9 protein-coding genes and 1 tRNA gene are annotated in these 20,495 nt (G+C 66.4%); 4 read left to right on the top strand and 6 right to left on the bottom strand.

Annotation, left to right across the window (positions count from 1 at the left end; all coding sequences use genetic code 11):
• Window positions 1-62: 62 nt before the first annotated feature.
• From ASF72_RS08695 to ASF72_RS08680, 4 genes are all read right to left on the bottom strand, one after another.
• Window positions 63-2,039, bottom strand: a complete 1,977-nt coding sequence (locus tag ASF72_RS08695) for a serine/threonine-protein kinase (protein WP_056598138.1) — start codon at window positions 2,037-2,039, stop codon at window positions 63-65.
• A gap of 99 nt (window positions 2,040-2,138) precedes the next feature.
• Window positions 2,139-6,530, bottom strand: a complete 4,392-nt coding sequence (locus tag ASF72_RS08690; protein ID WP_056598084.1) for an FtsK/SpoIIIE domain-containing protein — start codon at window positions 6,528-6,530, stop codon at window positions 2,139-2,141.
• Between the two features lie 62 nt (window positions 6,531-6,592).
• Window positions 6,593-7,936 carry a hypothetical protein gene (locus tag ASF72_RS08685; RefSeq protein ID WP_056598082.1) on the bottom strand — a complete coding sequence of 448 codons (1,344 nt, stop codon included), beginning with the start codon at window positions 7,934-7,936 and terminating at the stop codon, window positions 6,593-6,595.
• Window positions 7,933-10,788: a hypothetical protein gene (locus tag ASF72_RS08680; protein WP_056598080.1), complete on the bottom strand. Its 2,856-nt coding sequence runs from the start codon at window positions 10,786-10,788 to the stop codon at window positions 7,933-7,935. Before ASF72_RS08680 ends, ASF72_RS08685 begins: the two co-directional genes overlap by 4 nt.
• A gap of 246 nt (window positions 10,789-11,034) precedes the next feature.
• Here ASF72_RS08680 and ASF72_RS08675 point away from each other — a divergent pair, with 246 nt between their 5' ends.
• The 3 genes from ASF72_RS08675 (at window position 11,035) to ASF72_RS20330 (ending at window position 17,722) form a co-directional block, all read left to right on the top strand.
• The gene (locus ASF72_RS08675; RefSeq protein ID WP_231686007.1) at window positions 11,035-11,307 is read left to right on the top strand and encodes a pyrophosphorylase; all 273 of its coding nucleotides are present in this window, start codon (window positions 11,035-11,037) and stop codon (window positions 11,305-11,307) included.
• 239 nt (window positions 11,308-11,546) lie between these two features.
• Complete coding sequence (locus ASF72_RS08670; RefSeq protein WP_162242797.1) at window positions 11,547-17,303, top strand: DUF6531 domain-containing protein; 5,757 nt, start codon at window positions 11,547-11,549, stop codon at window positions 17,301-17,303.
• Entirely contained in the window at window positions 17,297-17,722 is a 426-nt protein-coding gene (locus tag ASF72_RS20330; protein ID WP_157370946.1) for a hypothetical protein, read from the top strand. The genes ASF72_RS08670 and ASF72_RS20330 overlap by 7 nt, the downstream gene beginning before the upstream one ends.
• Window positions 17,723-18,532: 810 nt before the next feature.
• Here the strand turns inward: ASF72_RS20330 and ASF72_RS20325 are convergent.
• Entirely contained in the window at window positions 18,533-18,784 is a 252-nt protein-coding gene (locus tag ASF72_RS20325; protein ID WP_157370945.1) for a hypothetical protein, read from the bottom strand.
• Between the two features lie 73 nt (window positions 18,785-18,857).
• Between ASF72_RS20325 and ASF72_RS20320 the strand changes: the two genes are divergently transcribed.
• Entirely contained in the window at window positions 18,858-19,505 is a 648-nt protein-coding gene (locus tag ASF72_RS20320) for a hypothetical protein (protein ID WP_157370944.1), read from the top strand.
• A gap of 634 nt (window positions 19,506-20,139) precedes the next feature.
• Here ASF72_RS20320 and ASF72_RS08660 read toward each other — a convergent pair.
• Window positions 20,140-20,229: transfer RNA gene (locus ASF72_RS08660), tRNA-Ser, on the bottom strand.
• Between the last annotated feature and the right edge of the window lie 266 nt (window positions 20,230-20,495).

Raw genomic sequence — 20,495 nt, 5'->3', positions numbered from 1 at the left:
CGGCTGCTGCTTGTGCTGACCCGGGGTGGCCCGCAACGGGCCCACGCTCCGGCGCCTTCGTGTCAGTTGCCGGAGCTTTCGCGCGACGTGATGCCAAAAGCCTGTGACTGCAGGTCGGTGAAGTTGCCAACCGTGGCGCGCACAGTGCACTGGGGCGTGATCTGCAGGGCCGTTACGGTGAGGCCGGAGCTGTCCACTGCCAGTGCGCCGCCGCAGCCGTCGGAGAAACGCACCCCCTTCTCACCGGCTGCCACGGCATCAAGCATCTGGGACGGGCGGCCCGACGCGGGGCTGACGTAGAGCGGGTTGAGTTCGTCGGCCCCGCCCGCCCACACGGGCACCACCGTGATGGTCAGGGGGCTGGGCGTTACCACACGGGCGGGGGTGCGGACCTCCACGCCCTGCAGCCGCTGGACGGGATAGGCGGTGCCTTTGACCGCAGGATCCGCGGTGGCGTCGCGGGTCCCCTCGGAGCCGCTGCGGAGCCACGCATCGAGCGCCTGCTGGTCCGCCGGAGCCACCGGCACCTTGGCGGTCACCTGCTTGGAGCCGCCGGCGGGAATGTCCAGTCCCGAGACCTTCCAGCCGCAGCTGACGTCCAGGCCCGTGATCGAGGCCTGGTTCCGGCTGACAGACCCGCCTTCCCAGGTGGCTGCCGGGCAGGTGCTGCTGCCGGCCAGGCCCGGAATGACCTCGAGGAAGTCGCCGGACAGTGGCGCTTTCTGCGCCGCGTAGGAAACCGTCAGGCGGACCTCTCCGGTGGCGGGTTCGAAGGCTGCTGACCGTGAGATGGTCAGCCCGGTTGGCAGCGCCGGGTCCTGCAGCTGCGCCGACAGGGACTGGCCCGCGACGGCCGGCGCCGCCTCCTGCGCAGCCGGGGCCAGCACCACAAACCCCACCACCATGCCCACCAGCAGGACAGCAGCGCTTCCGCCGAGGATCAGCGCCTTTCGGGTGCGCCAGAACGGGGTGCCGGCCTCGGCTGCCGGTGCCTGCTCAGCGGGGGCCCGGACGTCCCGGCGGGGCATCGAGCGGACGATTGTGGCGCTGCCTGCCTCGCCGAGTTCGGGAACCTCACCTTCCACGGCCGGGGCGGCGGCAAACGCCGCCAGCTCGTCGTCGGTAAAGGCGCCGCGCACCACCGTGGCGGGACGTTCGACGTCGGCGAAGTCCTCGGGTGCGCCGGTGCGGTCCAGCGGGCTGGCGCCGGCAAGTCCCGGCGCCAGCCGCCGGAGGGTCGAGGCCGCCTCCCTGGCGGTGGGCCGCTGGGCCGGGTCCTTGGACAACAGGCTGTCCAGGACCTCCCAGACGGCGTCGGCCACCGGAATCCGCGGCGGGCGGGAGGAAACGTGGCGGTAGGCCACGCTGAAATCCGTCCCGGGCCCGGCAAACGGCGTGCGGCCAGCCAGGAGTTCGTACAGCAGGACCCCGGTGGAATACACGTCGCCGGCTGGGCCGGACCTGCCCTGGCTGATGAGCTCCGGCGGCATGTACTGGGGTGTGCCGATCAGGCCGGTGGTCTGCCGGATCCGCTCGCCCACAACATCGGAGATGCCGAAGTCGGAAACCCGGACATCGCCCTGTTCACGCTCGGCCCAGGGCCGGGCCAGGAGCACGTTGTCCGGTTTGATGTCGCGGTGGGTCACGCCGCGTGCATGCGCGGCGGCCAGGGCGTCGAAGATCTCGGCGGTGACGTTAAGGGCATCGGCGGGGCCAAGCGTTCCTGCCGCCTTCACGGCGTCCCGCAGCGAGCCGCCGGGGACGTAGTCCATCACGATGGCCAGCCGCTGGCCCTCCACCACCATATCGCGCACGGTCACGATGTGCGGGTCCTGCAGGCCCAGCAGCACAGACCGTTCCCGGACAAACCGCTCCACCAGGGAGGGATCATCGGCATGCTCGGGGCGCAGGACCTTGGCGGCCAGTGTGCGGCCGTCCGCGGCGGTGATGGTCCAAACCTCGCCTACGGCACCTGAGCCCACCCGTTCGCCGAAGCGGTAGGAGGCCCCCAGTGCCTCACCCGTTTGTGCGAATTGCATTCCGTACTCCCCAACGCTGTCGATCCGGTTCCCCAGGGCCACCGTTCCGGCCACCCTGCCATCGTAGGCGCCGCCGCTGCATCGCCGGCGCCGCCCGTATCAGCCGTCGACGCTCATCGACTGGATGAGCGCCATCTGGCCCCCTACGCTCAGGTAGCCGCGCCCGGCAGTCAACGCCACGGGAGCCTTCCGCGGCACCACCGCACCCAGCAACTCGCCGTCGTAATTGACGTCCGGCTGCAACAGGACGCCCAACCGGGACTTCCGTACGGTCTTGGACCAGTGGCTGTACAGGCTGCGGAGGTCCGCCGCCCTGCCGGAGGCGATGATGCACAGCCCCGGCTGCCCGGAGGCCACCACCCCGGCGATGGACTGGTCGCCGTCGTCGAAGCGTTCGGCGTCGTCGATCAGCAGGAACACCGTTCCGCGTTCCAGCCGCAGGGAGGCCAGCAGCGCCGGCACCTCGTCGGCGCCCACCGCCACCCGGTCCAGGCCGGCGCCGGCCAGGGCCAGGGGTGAGCGCCGGTCGCAGATGGCCCAGACCTGCGCTGGGCCGCGGGACGTCGGCTTGCCCCGGACGGCCCCGGCCAGGGCCAGCAGCAGCGTTGACTTCCCGGACCGTGCGGGCCCGGCCACCAGTGCGTGCTCACCTTCGTAGATCTCCAGGAACGCGGGGGACAGGTCCGCTTCCTGCAGTCCCACCGGCACCAGCCAGGGTTCTGCGTCGAGGCGGGGTTCCACGGCCAGTTCCTGCAGCGTGACGTTGGAGGGCAGGCGCCGGATGGCGGGTGCCTTGGCCGGTGCCTGCGCCCAGCCCTGCCGCACCTGCTCTACGGCCGCCGCCATCCCGATGCCGGGAGTGGCCACGTGCATCTGCAGCGCGGTGCGGGGGTCCACGCAGCGCCCGGGCAGCGGGGCCGGGATCTCCTTGCCGCGGACACCGAGTGAAGAGTAGTCGTACGTGTCAGCGAGGCGGAAGAGCCACTTTTGCAGGGTCACCTCGTTCATGGCTGAAGGCACGGCCTTGGCCCGGGTGGTGGACACCGCGAAGGAGAGGCCCAGCGCCGGTCCGTCGGCGTAGGCGCGGTACAACAGGGCCATCATCTGCTGGCCTTCAAAGTCCTGGAACTCGTCCCGGAGCGAGGCCAGTCCATCCAGCAGCACCACGGTGCGCCGGCCCCTGTCCGGGTTTGCGCGCCGGTTTTCCAGCTCGGTGTTCAGGTGCCGGAGGAAGCGGGCCTGCTGTTCCTTGGCGCCGGCGCCGGTCCCCACATAGGCCACCGTATGCGGCAGGTCCTTCAGCGGCTCAAGTTCGCGGGAGCCCATGTCGAGGATCATCAGGTCAAGGCTGGCGGGATCGGTGTCCTTGGCCAGGGCCAGGGCGATCGAAGCCAGCGTGGTGCTGGTGCCGGATCCGGCCACCCCCATCAGCATCAGGTTGCCCACGGACATGTCCCAGCCCGACGGCGACTGGCGCTGCAGGTCGGGTTCATCCACCACGGTGACCAGCACGGTGTTTCCCTGGACTGAACCCACCTGGGGCAGGGCGGCTGCCAACGGTTGCGCCGCCGTCGCTTCCGCCGCTGTCCCGTCCGCAACTGTCCCGTCCGCAACTGTCCCGTCCGGCGAGGGCCCGCCCGATGCCGGCTCCGCGGAAGTGCCGGCATCCGGCCGGGCCAGGAAGCCTGCCAGTTCCACGCGTTCGCCCAGCGCTTCCGGCCACACCTGGCGCGGCGCCGCGTAGCCGGCCTCGGTGTTGGCCTGCACCACGGCATCAATCAGGAGGTCCAGGTCGTTCTCGTCAGAGGCGGCGGAGCGGGCCGGCGCTGCCGACGGGGCGGGAACGCCGAACCGGCGCACTTCCCGCACGTCCACTGCGGGTCCGCCGCCCACCAGCGCCTGCCCCGTCACCAGGGCCGTCTGCACGGGGGTGATGTCGTCCTGGCCCAGCTTCACGAAGGCCCGGCCCATCTGGGCGCGCCCGATCGCCGAGGCGGCCGGCACGCCGATCACGTTGTTGGAGTCCTCTCGGCTCTGGACCCGCAGCGCTACCCGGAGGTTGGTGTTGGCCAGGATGTCGTCGCTGACCACGCCTGCGGGGCGCTGCGTAGCAAGGATCATGTGCACACCCAGGGTGCGGCCCACGGCGCCCACACTGACCAGGGCCTTAAGCACGTCGGGGAAGTCCTTGGCGAGCATGGCGAACTCGTCAATCACCAGCAGCAGCCGGGGCATGGGCTCGGCTGGGTTGGTGGCGAGGTAGGCGGACAGGTTGTCGACGCCCTCTCCGGCTGCGGCGAACACCCGCTGGCGGCGTTCCATTTCGGCTTCCAGCGCACGCAGGGCGCGGTCGGCGAGCTGCTCATCCAGGTTGGAGATGGTGCCGATGGTGTGCGGGAGCCGTTCACAGGCCTTGAAGGCGGCCCCGCCCTTGAAGTCGACCAGGATGAAGTTCAGCCGGGTGGGATCGTTGCGGGCGGCGAGGCCCGCCACCAGCGAGCGGAGGAACTCGGACTTGCCGGATCCGGTGGTGCCGCCCACCAGGCCGTGCGGGCCGTCCTTGACCAGGTCCAGGGTGAGGATCCCGTTCTCGCCGGTGCCGATCGGCGTCGAAATTCCGGTGGCCGCCTGCCAGAGCCGGCTGATGGTGGCAGCATCCGGGCGGTCGTAGTCCAGCAGTTCCGGAAGCCGGACCAGCGGGGGGAGGGAGGCGCCGGGGACGCTCAGTTCGGGGTCGTCGAAGTGCGCCACGCGCATGGCGCAGCTGAGCGCTTCCTCCTCGTCGAGGCCGGCCAGGATGACATCCTCCACCCGGGTCAGGTCCTCCGGCTGTTCCACGGTCGCCGCCGCGTCCGCGCCGACCCTGATGATGGTGGTGCACGAGGCCGGCAGCTGCTCTTCGGACGTGGCGATGACAATGCCCGCCACCCGCGGAGGGCGCTGCTGCGGGTTGACGTAGCCGCCCGGGGCAGAGCGGCCCATGCCCAGCAGCGCCCGGGCGGGGGCGTCCCTGCCTTCGGTGAGGACTTCTGAGTCCAGCACCACCAGGAGCGCGGGAGTGGGCAGTTCCGCCACGCTGTCCTTCAACGAGCGCAGCATAGCAACGCCAGTCTCCCGGTGCGCTGACATCCACCGTTCGCCGGTGCTGCTGCCGGTCTGGCGGGTGTGGGGCAGCCACGAGGCCCATTCCCACTCGTCCGCGCGGCCGGCGTCGCAGAAGACGCCGATGGTCAGGTCCGCGGGGCCCACATGCACGGCCGCCTGGGCCACCAGGGAACGGGCCAGGGCCAGGGTGCCCTCGCGCGGGCCCACCATGCCCACCACACCGGCGTCGGTCAGGTCCACCAGTACCGGTGCTGCCTGCAGCCGCGCTGCCGCCAGGGAGTCCTTGACCTCGTTGTCGAGGCGGGTGCTCGCGGAGCGGTCCAGTTCAGGCCGCCAGGGAACATCGCCGGTGCCGGCGTGCAGGGCCAGGAAGTCGTCGGCGTCCGCGCGGCGCTGCCACAGGGACGTGGCGGGCAGCGCCGGACGGCGTACCACGGTGGCCGGATCGGGGATCATCCTGTGGCGCCGGGCGGTTTCCTCCGCGGCGGCCTGCCGGATCTGTTCTTCGAATTCCTCGAGGGCACCTGCGAAGCGGGCGTCCTCCTCCTTAAGGTTGCGGGCATAGCGGCGTTTTTGCTCGAACCACATGCCTACGGCCATGACCGGGCTGAGCATCGCGAACATGGCGAACCGCATGTCCCGCAGGATCAGCACCATCGCGGCCGCCATTACCAGCGGGGCCAGGACCGTGATGACACTGAACTTGCCGGCGGGCGGTACGTCTTTGCGGCTCGGCGGAACCAGCGGGTCCCCGGCGGGCGCGCGGCCGGGGCGGGGTGGCCGGTTAAACGGTGCCGTGGCGGCCGGTGTGAGGTTGTGCAGGCTGCCGGGCGCGGGAGCCGGTGATTCCTCCAGCGCAGGGCGCAACAGGAGTACCGTCCCGCCGGCGGTGATGGTGGCTGTTCCCGTGACCAGGACGCCGGCTTCGCCCACACGCTCCCCGTTCACCAGCGTCCCGTTGGTGGATCCGCCGTCGAGCACCCGCAACCCGTCGTCCTCCCGGCGCAGCCGGCAGTGGTCCCAGGAAGCGCTCTCGGTTGGCAGGGTCAGGTCCGCCTGCGGCGAACGGCCAATCAGCATCTCGCGGCCCTGGGGCACGTCAACCACCCCGCCGGTGCGCTGCCCGCCGGCCAGCGTCACGCTCCAGCCGGGCACCCGGTGCGGGACCTGCCAGGGCCTGCGGGAGATGCGGCTGCCTTCGAGGAGGACCAGTTCGGACACCGGAGTTGAACCGCGCACCTCCGCCTCGTTGACGTACACCGCCTCGTCCGGAGCCAGGTGGGGTCCGCCTGCGGCCGCCACGAGGTCTGTCAGTGTGGTGGCCGCTGCGGCGCGGGCCACCTCGCATTCAAAGCGGCGTTCGTCCAGGTCGATCAGCACACGCATCGGGGCGGTCCTTCCGTAGTCAGGTGGTGGCGGTCCGCGCCGGGCGGGTCAGGGCAGGTGGGTCAGGAACCCGCGGGGGCGGGTACCCAGACAACGCGCGGCGCTGCCTCGTCCGGTGGCCGGAGCCCCAGGTCCTGGGCGGAGGCGTAGGCGGGAACCGCCGGTGCCGTCAAGGCTGCGGGGCGGGAGAAGTCGAGGGCCGGGCCAGCCAGGCCCTCACCGGGTCCAAAGGACAGAGTGCCCAGGGCCGCCCCAACCTTGGCGGGCTCACTGCTTCCGGCCAGGGCCGCGGCCCGGACAAGGGCGACAACGGCGTCGTGGCTGCGGGCGTCTGCTGCCCACGCATCGGCGGAGAAGGGGGCATCTCCGGTCAAATTGGTGACGGTTGTGTTGCCGGCCGCCAGGCGGACGGCGGACAGGAACGCGGACATGCCCCGGCCCTGGGCGTCCTGTTGCAGGGCCGTGGCGTCGCCTGCAGCGGGGGTAACGGTGACGAGTTGGCCTGAGGCGGTGCCGTCCAATTCCGCGAGGGTAGTGGCGAATGCGGGTGTGGCGGCGCCGGCGGGCAGGATCATCGGGACGGATACGTCGCGGGATTGCAGGGCCTGGACCAGGCGGGCCAGGCGCTGCGGGGTTGCCGCGGAGACCACCAGGGCGTCTGCCGGTTCGGCGACCCTGACCGGTTCGGTGCCTTCCGGGGCGTCTTCGGCCAGCGGCCGGAACTGGTCGCCGGTCTGGACGGCGGCTTCCTGGGCAAGCTCCGCGACGTCAGCAAAGTTTTCAAGGTTCAGTGCCTGCACGCTCCGGACCGATGCCGGGGCAGCCGCGCCGTCCGCGACGATCAGCACCCTGGTTTTTCCCGCCAGCGCGCTTTGCAGGGCAGTGTCCACGGCGGTTGCCGTGGGTCCGGTGGTCCAGGTGGTGGGCGCGGCGGCGGACGGTTCGGTGTAGGGCAGGATTGCCGGGAGGCCAAGCTCCGCAGCTTTCTGCGCCGCGGCCTGGGCCTGCGGCCCGGTGCTGGTGATCACGACGCCGGACACCCCCTGCCCGGACAGGGCCTGGACTGCGGCGCGGGCGCCGTCCTCCGTGCCCCTGTCATTCTCGGCCCGGAGGGCCACCGGAGTGCCGCCCTGCGCAAAACGCTGTGCAGCCACCACTGCACCCTGGGCTGCCCGGTTGTATTCCGACCCGGGCTCGCCGGACTGGCCCAGGGTGAGGATGACGCCCACAGAGGCGTCCTTGGGCAGTCCATCGGCCTGTAACGCAACGGGAACCGTCGCAGCTACCGGGTCAGGCAGCGGGGTTTCCTTGGGTCGGGTCAGCACCAGGGACAGGACGACGGCGGCCACCACAACCACAGCGGCGCCGGCGGCTATCAGGGTAATGAGCCTGCTGCGCGAACTCATGCGGTGCCGCCGATCTTCAGGGTGTAGAGGGTTTGCGACGTGGCGCCGGCAGGAACTTCCAAGTGGAACGGCGGCAGTTCGTCCACCGCGGTGAGGGAGGCTTTGAACTGGGCCTGGCGCAGCAGGAGCCCTGCCACGTCCCGGGACCGGATGTTGGCGTAGCCTTCGGCGTTCTGGGAAGCCAACGCCAGCTGGTAGTCAGCGGTGTCCGCTTTGGCGGCGCTGGTGGCCATTGAGCCCAGGAGGCCCGAACCGTTCACCGACCTGTCGCCGAGGTCCAGCATGACCCTGTTGAGGCTGGAGGACAGCAATGCGCTGGCACCTTCAACGTCGCGGGTGGAACCGGACGTGCTGGAGGCGATGCGTTCCAGCGAATCTTCGGTGCCTTTGGCCAGCGAAGCCGCAAGCGCTGACTCCTGTTCCTGCAGTTCCCCGCGCTGCTTGTCCACCGTGGCCCCGGCATCCTTGACCACTTCGTCAGAGGTGGTTTTCAGCCCGGCAATGGAGCGGTTGAAGGCCGTCACCACAGAGGTGGAGCCGGCGTCGCCGATTTCAGCGACCTGGCGGACCTGTTCGTCCACCAGCTTCTGAACCTGTGCGGTGGTGCTTTTGAAGGTGTCACCGAACGACTTGGTGATCTTGTCGCCAAGCCCGTCCTGCTGTTCCTTCAGCTTTCCCAGCGTTGTACCCACCTGCGCCGAGGAGCCGATCGCTTCGTCGAAGGCTTTGGCGAGGGACTCGAGGTCTTCCCTGGTTCCGTCGACGCCTCCCGTGGCGGCGCCGTCGAGCGCCTGCACAGCCATTTCGACGGCGTCCAGCCCGGCGTTGGTGCCGGCGGCTGCCTCCTCAATGGCGGTGAAAGCCTGGCCGATTTCGGCGTCCACAGACGAGGTGTCCGTAGCGGTCAGGACTTCGTCCCACGCATCGGACTGGTCTTCCAACCGCGCATCAAGCGGCGCCTCGAAGCCGTCCGGCAGCCCGATCTTCCCCGGTACGATTTTTTCGTCCTCGGTTTTACACGGAACGTCCGTCAGGTAGGAGCGCAGGCGTTCCACCTGTCCGGCGGCAAGCCGGCCGCCGCGGGGGAAGTTGCCGTCAGCCATCTCGCACAGTTGATCGGCAAGCTGCTGGACCTGGAGGCTCATGGAGCCCTCAAGCAACGTTCCGTCCGCGTATTCGCTGCGGGCGTCCGCGGCGGTTTCGCTGATGGCCACCAGCTTGTCGCGCAGGGCATTGACTTTGCCGCGGGCCGTTCCTGTTGCGTCCAGCGTGGCAGTCACGGACTTACGGGCGGCCTTCAGTTCGTTGTCCACGGTTTTGAGGGCCGCCTTGTAATCCTGCGGGGTGGTGGCCCCGGCCAGGACGGCGGTGACCTTGGCGCGGACTTCTTTGAGGGTGGCCGTGGACGCTGCCTGGTCCTTGATGGCGTTCTCCACCAGTTGCGGCTGCAGTCCGGCCACCAGCTCATCACCCTTGGCCACCAGGCCCAGGAGGGCGCCGGTTACGGTGATGGCGGAGCCCAGCAGCGAGCAGGTCATGGAACCCTGTTCGGCGCAGTCTTCGATGGTGGGGTTCTCCGGGCCCATCGTTGCCTTGATGGCCCCGGCCACCAGGTCCCGGCAGTCCGTGCTGACCTTGGCGTAGGCATCCAGCTGGGAGGCCATGGTCTGGATGCTGGAATAGACCGTGGCGGACGAGCCGGATTTGGCGACATCGGCAGTGCAGCCCTCGCCCGTGATGGGTGTTGTTGGCGGTACCGTCGTGGTGTCGCCCAGCATTGCGTCGACGGCGGCTACCGTCACCTTCAGTTGTGCCGAGGTGGTGGACTGCGTTGATTTGGTGGCGGACTCCAGGTCGGTGCCGAGCCGCTGCAGCTGTCCCTTGAGGTCCACCATGGTGTCGGCCAGGGCTTTGGAGTTGGTGCTCAGTTCGCCGGCGGTCTTGGCACCCAGGGTCTGGGAGGTCACCTGGAGGTTCCGGCGGACGTCGGTGATGGTGGAGCCGGCCTTGGTCAGGACCGTGTTGACGTCCGAGACCAGCGAGATGGTGCGGCGCTGCAGCTCAAGCTCGGAGCCGGTCCCGGAGGAGAAAGCGCCGGCAAGGACGCCGTCCGCGCTGAGGTCGGTGTTGAGGCCCGGCTGAACCGCAACATCGAAGGTGGGGACCTGGAAATCCCGGACATCAGCCACCAGGCGCAGTGTGGTGCTGGCGCCGGACCGCGGCGGTGCCAGTACGGTGGCCCACTGGACCACTGTGGCACCATCCCCGGTGCTGCTCAGAACGCCGTTGGTACCGGACGCCCCGTCCGCGGACCCTGCAGTGACGTCGTCGGCCCGCACTCCTGCGAGCTTCGTGGCGGCCGCGATGGTCAGCGGCGCCCCCACCAACGCGGTATCGGTGCGGGCCTGGCCCGCTGCGTCGTACTGGACCTGCCGGGGCTTGACCGTGAGGTTTTCCAACGTCAGGTTGATCTCCACGGGACCGGTGTGTCCCTGCAGCTCGGAAAGGTCGGAACCGGATTTCTCGCCGGCCCGGTACTGCAGGCTGACGCGGACCGGCAGTTCGCCCACCACGTCGGCAGCCTTGTACGTTGTGTCCGCCGCGGACGAGTCGCCGGCTGCGGACACCGAAATGGTGGTGCCCTCAATCGTTTGCACCCCTGCCGCCGCGGAAAGGCCCACGCGGACGCTTTGCAGGAGCTTGACCGGGTTGGCTACCGGTTCCGGTTCGGGCGGCGGTGTGCAGGACGCTGTGGCAATGAGCCCCAAGGTGACAAGCAGTGCCCCCAACGTCCGGCCCGGCGCCATGCGCCGTTCCCTGTTTCGCTGGTCAGTATTGGTCCATCTGGGCATGATTGTCCCCTCAATCGTTCACGGTGCCAACAAGAAGGATATACGGGGTTGCGCTTGCGAATGGACTAATCTGGGATCCGCCGGCTGCGTGCTCAGCCTACTGCCGTCATGACCTGCAACATTTGTTTGTTCTTTTGTTGGATTTATTGGCTTGAATTGGTAGCGTCATGCTGTCTGGTCGCTGGCCTTTGTGGCTGGCGATGTCCTGGTTAATTTTTTTGGGGAGGAAAATTTCTTATGTCGCGTGTGTTGTCTACTGAGCAAGCGAAGGCTGCCATCGGGCAGGTCCAGTCGATCATCAATGGCGGTTTCACGGACCAGATTTCCGCGCTGGATGCGCAGGGCCGGGTTCTGTCCGACCCGAACATCTGGGACGGTCCGCTCGCCGCGCAATTCCGCGGGTCAACCTGGCCGGAGACGAAGGCCGCCCTGGATAAGGCCAAGGAAGAGCTGGAGCAGCTGCGGGGGCAGCTGGAGAAGATCTCCCAGGACATCTTCTCAGCCGGCGGCGGGGCTTAGCCTGCAAATTCGGGCGTGATGGCCGGGCCGGGGTTCCACTGAATGGGATCTCCGCCCGGCCGTTGCGCCGGTCCCGTGTGATTTTTGGTTTGCTGTAGTCCGGTCCTGGGTTGTCCTGGTCCGGTTTTTGGGTTTAGGGGACCGCTTTCGCTGCCTGGTGATGTGTCCCGGGCAGGTCAGCGTTTTCTGTCCTGTCAATGATTATTGTTTCTGTTCTGGCTCAGTGGGGGGCGTTGGTTGTGACCGAATTCGTTGAGGTGCCGCTGTTGCCGGCGTCGGATGCGTCCAACGGCGGGCGGTTCAGCTACGCCGTGGCCGAAGGTGTGCAGTCGGTTTTCGAATCTGCGGCGTCGCGGGTTGAGGGGCAGGCCGGATCGCGGGCCTCGTATGTATCCACGGCAAAAGCTGAGTTCAGGGGTCACTTCTCGGAGCTGTTCGCGGCAAACGCCACAACGGCGGCCGGGGACGCGGAAGCCTTGGCTGCGGCCATGCGGACCGTCGCCGGCTACGTGGGACAGATGATCGACGCCGCACGCGACGAAGACGACCGCCGGCGGCGGAACAATGAATGGGTCCGGGAACACAACGACCGTAACGGTTTTGAACAGGCCCGTGACTGGCTTTTTGGCGAGGAGGAACGGCCCAACGCCGACCCCGGCCCGGCGCCTACCTTCGGCTCAGCGTCCGCGAATCTGGGCTCCCGGGACAACCCGGCTCCTGGCGGCGGCTACGGCGGTGGCACCTCCTCGGCCAAGCCCGAGGACCTGCGCTCCTTCGCTGCCGGGTCCAGGGGCCTGGACGATTCGCTGGCAGCAGAGCCGGGCTCACTGGACGGGCAGATGTCTTCCTTCGCGTCCGCCTGCTATTGGGGCTCCATCGACGCCTCCGGCGTGATCAGCGCCTACCGCCGGTACCTGCAGGCCAATGAAAACGATGCCATCTGGGCCACCACGGTGGCGGATGCTTTTGCGGCCGCGGGCGGCGAGGGTGCCGTTTCCACCGTGTCGGATGCGGCAGTGAACGAGGCCCTGGCCGCTGCCGGGGTCAGCGCCACGCGTTCCTCGCTGGCGATCGACCCGCCCACAGCGGCCGGCGCCATGCCCACCAGCGGGTACGCCAACGATCCCGTGAACACCGCCACCGGCAACTTCATCGAGCCGGAGTCGGATCTGGCGTTTGCCGGTGCGTCGTCGAACCTGGCGCTGGCCAGGATGTACAACTCGCTTGGCTCCGGCCTGGAGCGGGACGGGGTGTTTGGCCCCGGGTGGGCCTCTGTCCTGGACCAGCACCTGGCGCTGTCCAATGAGGGTTGCCGTTGGGTGATGGCTGATGGCCGCGCCGTGGATTTCCCCCGCGAGGGCGCCGGGTGGAGCCGGGGTGTGGGGGAGAACTACTGGCTCACCACCGAGCCCGCCGCAGCTGCAGCCTTTGCGGAGTTGGGCTCCGTGCCTGCGGGCACCTCCGAACTTCTGGTGGTCCGCGATAACCAGGGCACCTGGTGGGCACACAGCCTTGCCGGCACATGGCTGGGCACTGGTTCCGGGCCGGGCCGGACTGTTTCGGTCCATCGGGAAGAACCGGCCGACGGCGCCGGCACCGGCCCGGTGACCAGGCTTGACCACGTGCGGGGCCGCTTCCTCGAAGTTGACTACGCGGCGGGACGCGCCGCCGTCGTGCGTGGTTCTGATGGCCGCCGGGTCGAATACGGATACGACGCCCATGGCCGTTTGGTCAGCGTGGGCACGGAGACCGGCACCAGGACGTACCGGTGGAACGAGGCCGGCCTGATCGATGCCGTCTATTCCGCCGCCGGTGTCCTGGAAGCGGAAAACACGTACGATGCCTCCGGCCGGGTGGTCCTGCAGGTCACCCAGCACGGGCGCCGCGTCCGTTTTGCGTACCTGCCGGGCCGGGTCACTGTGGTCTCGGATGAGGACGGTACCCGCTCCAACTCCTGGATTGCGGATGCGAAGGGCCGCCTGGTGGGGGTGCTGGATTCCCATGACCAGCGCCAGTCGATGGCGTACGACGCGCACGGAAACCTGGTGTCGTTCACCGAGCGCGACGGCGCAGTGACGGTGCACGCGTATGACGACCGGGGCCGCAAGACCCGCACCGTCACGGCGGAAGGCGCGGACCTGACCTACGGCTGGGATGACCGGGACCGGATCTCCACGTTGGTGACTGCCTCGGGCGCTGTGGTGTCCTACGAGTACGCTGATGAGCTGTCCCGGGATCCTGCAGTGGTCCTGGATCCTTTGGGCGGCCGCACCGAACTGGAGTGGCAGGACGGGCAGCTGGCGCAGGTCACCGACCCGGTTGGGGTCCGGGTCGGGTTTGAGTACGACTCCTTCGGGGACTTGGTGGCCACCCGCAACGCGGCGGGCGATGTTGCCCGGATCGTCCGGGACCAGGCGGGGCGGCCGGTGAAGGCGGTAACCCCTTCGGGCGCCGAAACCCGTTTCAGCTACAACGATGCCGGCGTGCTGGTCCGTCGGGAGGACCCGGACGGGGCCGTGTGGGCCTTCGAGCATGATCCCGCCGGGCGTGTCACGGCGTCCGTGGCCCCGGATGGCGGCCGGACCGAACTGGAGTACGCCGCGAACGGTGAACTGATCCGCACCATAGACCCCCTGGGCCGGACTGTTGAGCGGGTTTTTGATGAACTGGGGAACGTCACCACAGCGGTGTTGCCCGACGGCGCATCCTGGGGTTTCACGCATGACGCGCTTTCCCGGCTGACAGGAGTTACCGATCCGGCCGGACACGACTGGACCCGGGAGTATGACAAGGTCGGCGCGCTGACCGCGGTGGTGGACCCGACAGGTGTCCGCACCGACGCGGCCACGGACCGCAAAGCGGGCACCGCGACCCTGACGGAGGCCTTTGGCGCCGCCACCATCCGCTTTGACGAGTTCGGCCGGCCCACCAAATTGGAAGCCGCTGACGGTTCAGCGGAGCTGGTCACGTACGACGCCGCCGGCAACCCGGTGGAGCTGGTGGACGGTAACGGTGGGCTGACGGTCCTGGGCCGGGACATCGCCGGCAAGGTCACCTCGGTCACCTCACCCGGTGGCGCCGTCACCCGGTACGAATACGATGGCTGCGGCCGTCCCTGGCGCACCACCGACCCGCTCGGCGCGGTCACGGAGTTGGCCTACGACGAGGACCAGCGGATCAGTTCCCGGACCCTGCCCACGGGCGAGGTGGAGAGTTTTGAGTACGACGCCGGCGGGCGGCTGATTGCGCGGCGCACCCCGGGCCAGGGGCTTTCCCGTTATGGCTACGACTCCTGCGGGCGGCTCACCTTCTCACAGGACACCTGGTACGGCACCCGCAGGTTCAAATACAACGTCGCCGGTGAGCTTACTGAGTCCGTAAACGGCGTGGGCGGGCGGACCCTGTTCGAGTACGACGTCCGCGGCAGGCTGGTCCGGATCACCGACCCGTTGGGTGGGGTGACCACCAGGACCTACACGGTCACGGACCTTGTCGATTCGGTAACGGACCCGCTGGGCCGCGTGGCCACGGCCACGTACGACCCTGCCGGCAGGCAGCTCTCGCAAACGGATGCGGAGGGCCACACCACCACGTGGACCTACGACGCCGCGGGCCGTGAAGCCAGCACCTCGGTGGACGGGAAGCTGATCTCCACCATCAGCCGCGACCTGTTGCGGCGCCGCGCTGTAATTACCGATTACACCGGACCGGACGGGCTCGCCGTCGAGCATGAGCTTGGCTTTGACCGGTGCGGGCGGCTGACCTCCCGGACCCGTGGTTCCCAGGGCCTGTCCTGGGAATACGATGCTGACGGGCACCGGACCAGCTTCACCGACGCCTACGGGACCACCACAACGTACGCCCGTGATGCTGCCGGGCAGATCACGGCTGTTGGTAATCCGTTGCTGGGGGAGGCGTCCTTCAGCTACGACGCTGCGGGCCGGATGAATTCCGCAACGGCAGGGGACCTGGTGCAGGAGTGGGCCTACCGCAACGGTGCGCTGTCCGAGCACATCAGGCGTGACCGGTCGGGTGACGGTGCCCCTGATGTGACGATGATCGGCCGCGATGGTGATGGCAGGATCACGGGACTGACGCGGTCCGGTGCGGTCACCCGGTACGGGTACGACGGCGCCGGGCAGATGGTCTCCGCCGCCACCACCCGTGCCGGAAAACCTGAGTCACCCGCTGAGGTTTTGGCGTGGGAGTACGACGACGGTGGGCGGCTTCTGCGTGAAACCGTCCCGGGTGGATCCCGGATTTATGGTTATGACGCTGCTGGGCAGTTGCTGTCCGTGACGGAACCTGACGGGTCCCGGACCGAGTATGTCCATGATGGTTTGGGCCGGCGGACGCGTTTGATTGGTCCGGATGGTTCCTGGACCGAATACGCGTGGGGTTCCACCGGGCTGCTGAGTGGTTCTGTGGTCCGGGACCGTGACGGGGCTGAGGTGTCGCGGCACTCGTTGTGGGTTGACGCGCTGGGTGAGCTTGCCGCCGTCGACCGTTGTGAGTTGTGGTGGGATACGGCCAACTCCGTCCCTGCGCTGGCTGGGATCGGTGGCGGGCAGGTTCTTTCGCTGCCGGGCGGTGTGACGGGTGTGGGGGAGGCATGGGCTGCTCCGGGGTGGCGGGCTGCGCGGCCCACGGATCAGGCTGATCCGTGGGCTGTTGTTGGTGCTCCGACGGTCGTGGACCCCGCTCCTGGCGGTGTGGCGGGCGGCCTTGCGGGTGCGCTGCCTGCGGGGGTGACGCTGACCGGTAGCGGCGGGGTGGATATTGCCGGGCTGGAGTGGCTTGGCGCCCGGGCCTATGATCCGGCGAGCCGTGGGTTCCTTTCGACTGATCCGTTGGCTCCGGTGCTTGGTGCCGGGTGGGATGGGAATCCTTACGCGTATGCGGGCAACAATCCCCTGAACACGACGGACCCCACGGGGCTCAGGCCGTTGACGGACGATGAGCTTAAGGCTTACGACAGTTCCACCCGCGGGGCGATGGCGGCTGCCGGGGACTTTATGGCCGATAACTGGGAGTATTTCGCCGGCGGCGCCATGGTGATTGCCGGTGGCGTGCTGATGGCTACTGGCGTGGGTGGACCTGTGGGCATGGCACTGATTGGGGCGGGCGCCGACACGATTATCCAGAAGGCGACCACGGGTTCCGTGAATTGGGGTCAAGTCGCTTTGACGGGTGCCGTTGGAATCGTTGCCGGTCCGTTGGCTGGCAAAGTCAGCAGTGCTGTGGCATCGGGTGTCGGCCGCGTGGGGACAGCTTTGAGTACCCGTGTGCTGCCGGCCCTGGGACGTGCGGGTTCAGCGGCGCTGGTTAATGCCGGCAGGGCCGGTTCTGCGGTCTCGGCCGTCGGTACGAGGGTTGGTTCGGCCATGGCGTCCGGTGCGAGCAGGGCAGGAACTGCTGTTGCCAGTGCGGGGACTCGGGTTGGAACTGCAGTGACATCAGGTATTTCCCGGGTCAGCTCAACCGCCGGAGGCTACGTGTCCCAACTGCCGGGTCAGCAGATGGTCCGGGCCGCAGCCACCAACGGCGTTTCGGGTGGCCTGGGAAACACTGGAATGTACTTTGTCACTAATCCCCGTGATGAATGGTCGTTGGCAGGTGTCGGCGGGGCGGCTACGAACGGCTTCGTCAGTGGCGCCGTGAGTTCCCAAGCGGGATATCTGGCCGGGCCTATTACTCAGCGACTTGAGTCGCACCTGGTTCAATATGCGGTGGCTTCTGGTGGCTCCATTGCCGGGGGTGCCTTGGATAACGTTATAACGGGTGAGGACTACGGCCTTGCGGAGATGCTATTTGACGGTACCGCCGGCGCGGCCACATCCCACTTCCCAGGAGCTTCAGAAATGGCTCCCAATCCGAGTTGGATGACGCACAGTCTTTCTGCGTATGGGGGCGCCCACGTGGGAGCTATCGTTGAAAGCGTGAAGTTTGTCAGCGGCGAAGTGGTCAATCAAGGAACTGGAGCGAGCCCGTGGTGAGTGGAAATAAAGGTTCCGGTATTGCGGACGCTTTTGATGGAAGTAATTTCAGTGCGGACCAGCTCAAAGTCACTAAGAAAGATGCCACCAATCTGAGTCTCATGTGCATTTGTGCCATTTTAGCGTGTCTTGGAATAGCTGTTTTTGTTTTTATGAATGTACCTTGGGAAACGCGTATGCCGTATGACGGAAAATACAATCGAAGCGGCAATGGTATCCCGATGCAAATTGCAATGGCTCCTGTTTTAGTACCAATTTTCGGTATATGGCGGGCGGTAAGCAGGCCGGATAAGAATCCGCGAACTAAAGCAGGCCGGATCCGGGGATACGTACTCGCAGTAGTTTTTCTTTTAATTTGCATTTTGGTTCAGTGGACTATGGCTAATGCGATTCTTGTGGCTGGTGGATACCAGAGTTAATGGTTTGCTCAGTCATTGATGACTGAGCTGGGACGGCACAATCGGTGAAATAAAAAGACAGTTTGAACCGTCAACCAGGGAGTCCCGCAAATCGCAGTTGGATGACTCACTCCTTCGCGGCATATGGTCCGGTGTGCTGGTGAGCTTGCAAACGAAACTGTTCGAGGCCTCCCCAATTGGCACAAGCGGAAGCCTCGATTAGTCGTGTCCCAATGATTGCTACTATTTGCAGGATTAATGACTTCTAAGACGAAATTTGATCCGGATGGGCCCGCCAGAAGGCCGACGTTGAAATGGTACTGGAGTCTGGCCGGCGGGCTGGTACTCCTAGCTGGTCTCTTTGTACTGCTTATGCCGCTTTGGGAGTCCGTTGGAATTGAGAGTGTTCGCTGTGAGGTTACTTCGGTCAAACCCAACACAAATTCTGGTGGATCCAGAGGGTCGGCCTCAAGCGCGGGAATCCTGGTTGAAACGACGGACTGTGGAAAAATATCAGTGTTCAACGGAGTGACATTTAACAATAAAGATGCAATAACGGCTTCATTCAAAGTCGGAAGTATGTACGAATTCGAAATCGGATGGTACTCGCGTGTGATTTTGCGGGACATTCAGCAAGCCATTCCTACTGCCCAGAAATATAGGTTGGTCGACTAGGTTCGTGCGCCTTCCCGTCTGTGTAGGAGCAGTCTCTATTGGCAATTGGGGAATTGGTCAGTCGGCTTGCGCAGCTCAATCCCAGCCACTGGAGCTTCCGGAATGTCATCAGGTCCGGCACGGATGACGCACAGTCGCGCAACGTATGGAGCACACTTAGGGGATGCCGTTCAAAGCATAAAAGTTCCATGCGGGAAGCTTTTCGATCAGGAGATGGGGAGGCTGTGCAGTGAGCGACGGGGATACTTCTGAGACGCGGCGAAAATCGACCAAAATTTCTTCTGCTGAGGAATTAGCGATGGGTAGCTTGCTGACTAAGTGCTGCAAAACTTTGTGGATCATCGACGTTGTTTGACGCCGGGTCGGCAGGTAATCACTGCCTCTACCGTCAGGCGTTGGATCGACCAATGCCGAGATGCTTCGCCCGTGCCGGTGGGGTAGGGACCCCCGGACGGTTTGTAAATCGAATAGTGTAAAGACCATGCAACGTGTAAAAGAAACCCGCTCTACTTCCTTCCGCCGCACTTTTGCGGGCGGTGCACTCGCTTTGGCGGCACTGCTTACGTTTTCCGCGTGCGCGTCCCCCGCCAAGGAAACGCCGGCAGCCGAACCGGCCACGGCGCCTGCAGCCGCCCCCACGCCTGAACCGGTTTGGCCAAAGGGCGATAAGGAGGGGACACTGGCAAACCCATACAGTATCGGTGAAGAAATGACCGACGGCGACTGGTCCTTGGTCATCGACAGCGTCAATCTCGATGCGAACGCCGAGATCAAGGCCATGGACAGCATTGCCTCCAAGGTGGCGCCGGATCCGGGCAACACCTGGGTGACGTTCACGGCAACCTGGAAGTACAACGGTACAAAGCCCGAAAAGGGTGGAACACAGTTCTCCGTGGTGAACAAGAACTGGGACGGGACCTTCGGTACTGATGACGAATACGGGACCACTTTTAACAACGTATCCACCTTGCCCAAGGGCGAGTCGACTGCGCCTCCTGCCGAGAAGGGCTTCTCTGTAACCGACAAAGTGATCCTCCAAATGCCCGTCGAGCACGCGAACCCGTCGAGCATGATCGTGGCCAACTTCAACGCTGCCGATTACAACCAGTTCCTCGTCAAGCTCTCGTAAGTGCCGCTGACCGTCGTGGAGGAATCGTCCCGTGCCTGAACCTGCGGAAATCGTCGTTGCTGTACGTGCCACGGCTGTGATTGAGCCGTCAAGGTGGCTGCGGCGGCCGGTGCGGCTGATTCGCTACGATGCCGTCCGGACATCCGGACAAGTGGATTTCGACATGCGGCTTCCCAGATAATGTACCGGGGCCAACCGGCTGACTTCGCGACCGTTAGTGACGCAGTGCATGCGCACTGCCCGGAGGTAGGGCCCGGGTTTTGGATTGACCAGGCCGGGCGGGTCGTCGACGGACCCGCGCGCACAAATCCGGACCCGCCGAAGTCCAGGGGAGTGCCCCGTAAATATGGGGTTTCGACCCGGGTGGCGGATGCAAGAGCCATAAATGCCTGGCGGCTGGGCGGAGGTGCGGCCGGCCTCAGCCTTGGGCTAGTCCTGATCGCCGGGCCGATGGGTAGAGGTTTCGGCGGCTTTCTGGGGGCGCTCTGCGTGCTGATTGGCCTGGCGGCCCTTGCCGGCTTGGCTCGCAACAAACGCAAGTGACGGTACCTTAGCCCGGATTCCTTGCCTGACCCCCGCTATAGAGAAAGGCCCTGATTCCCACTGTTTGTAAAGGAATCAGGGCCTTGCTCACTGGCGGTGACGGTGGGATTTGAACCCACGTTGGCTTTTACACCAAACAACATTTCGAGTGTTGCACCTTCGGCCGCTCGGACACGTCACCAACCTGAATAGGTTACCGGAGTCAGGGGCGCAACCCCAAAACGGCTGCCCGTGAGCGGACGACGGCGGCTGCGGCTTTGGTGGCCGTCACCAGTGAGGGGCGCAATAGTAAGCAGTGGTTGCCATCCTGAAACACTCACCATGCGGACCAGCCCTGCTGGACTGGAACAGACGCAAAATGCTCGATTTCTGGTGGTTATGCACATAGCCCCCGTCCCGTCGGAATTTGTCGTACCCCCTCCCTATGCTGGGGTTATGGACGGCGAA

This window comes from Arthrobacter sp. Leaf141 (assembly GCF_001424565.1).
Classification (GTDB): domain Bacteria; phylum Actinomycetota; class Actinomycetes; order Actinomycetales; family Micrococcaceae; genus Arthrobacter.
This window is presented reverse-complemented; position numbering and strand designations above follow the sequence as displayed.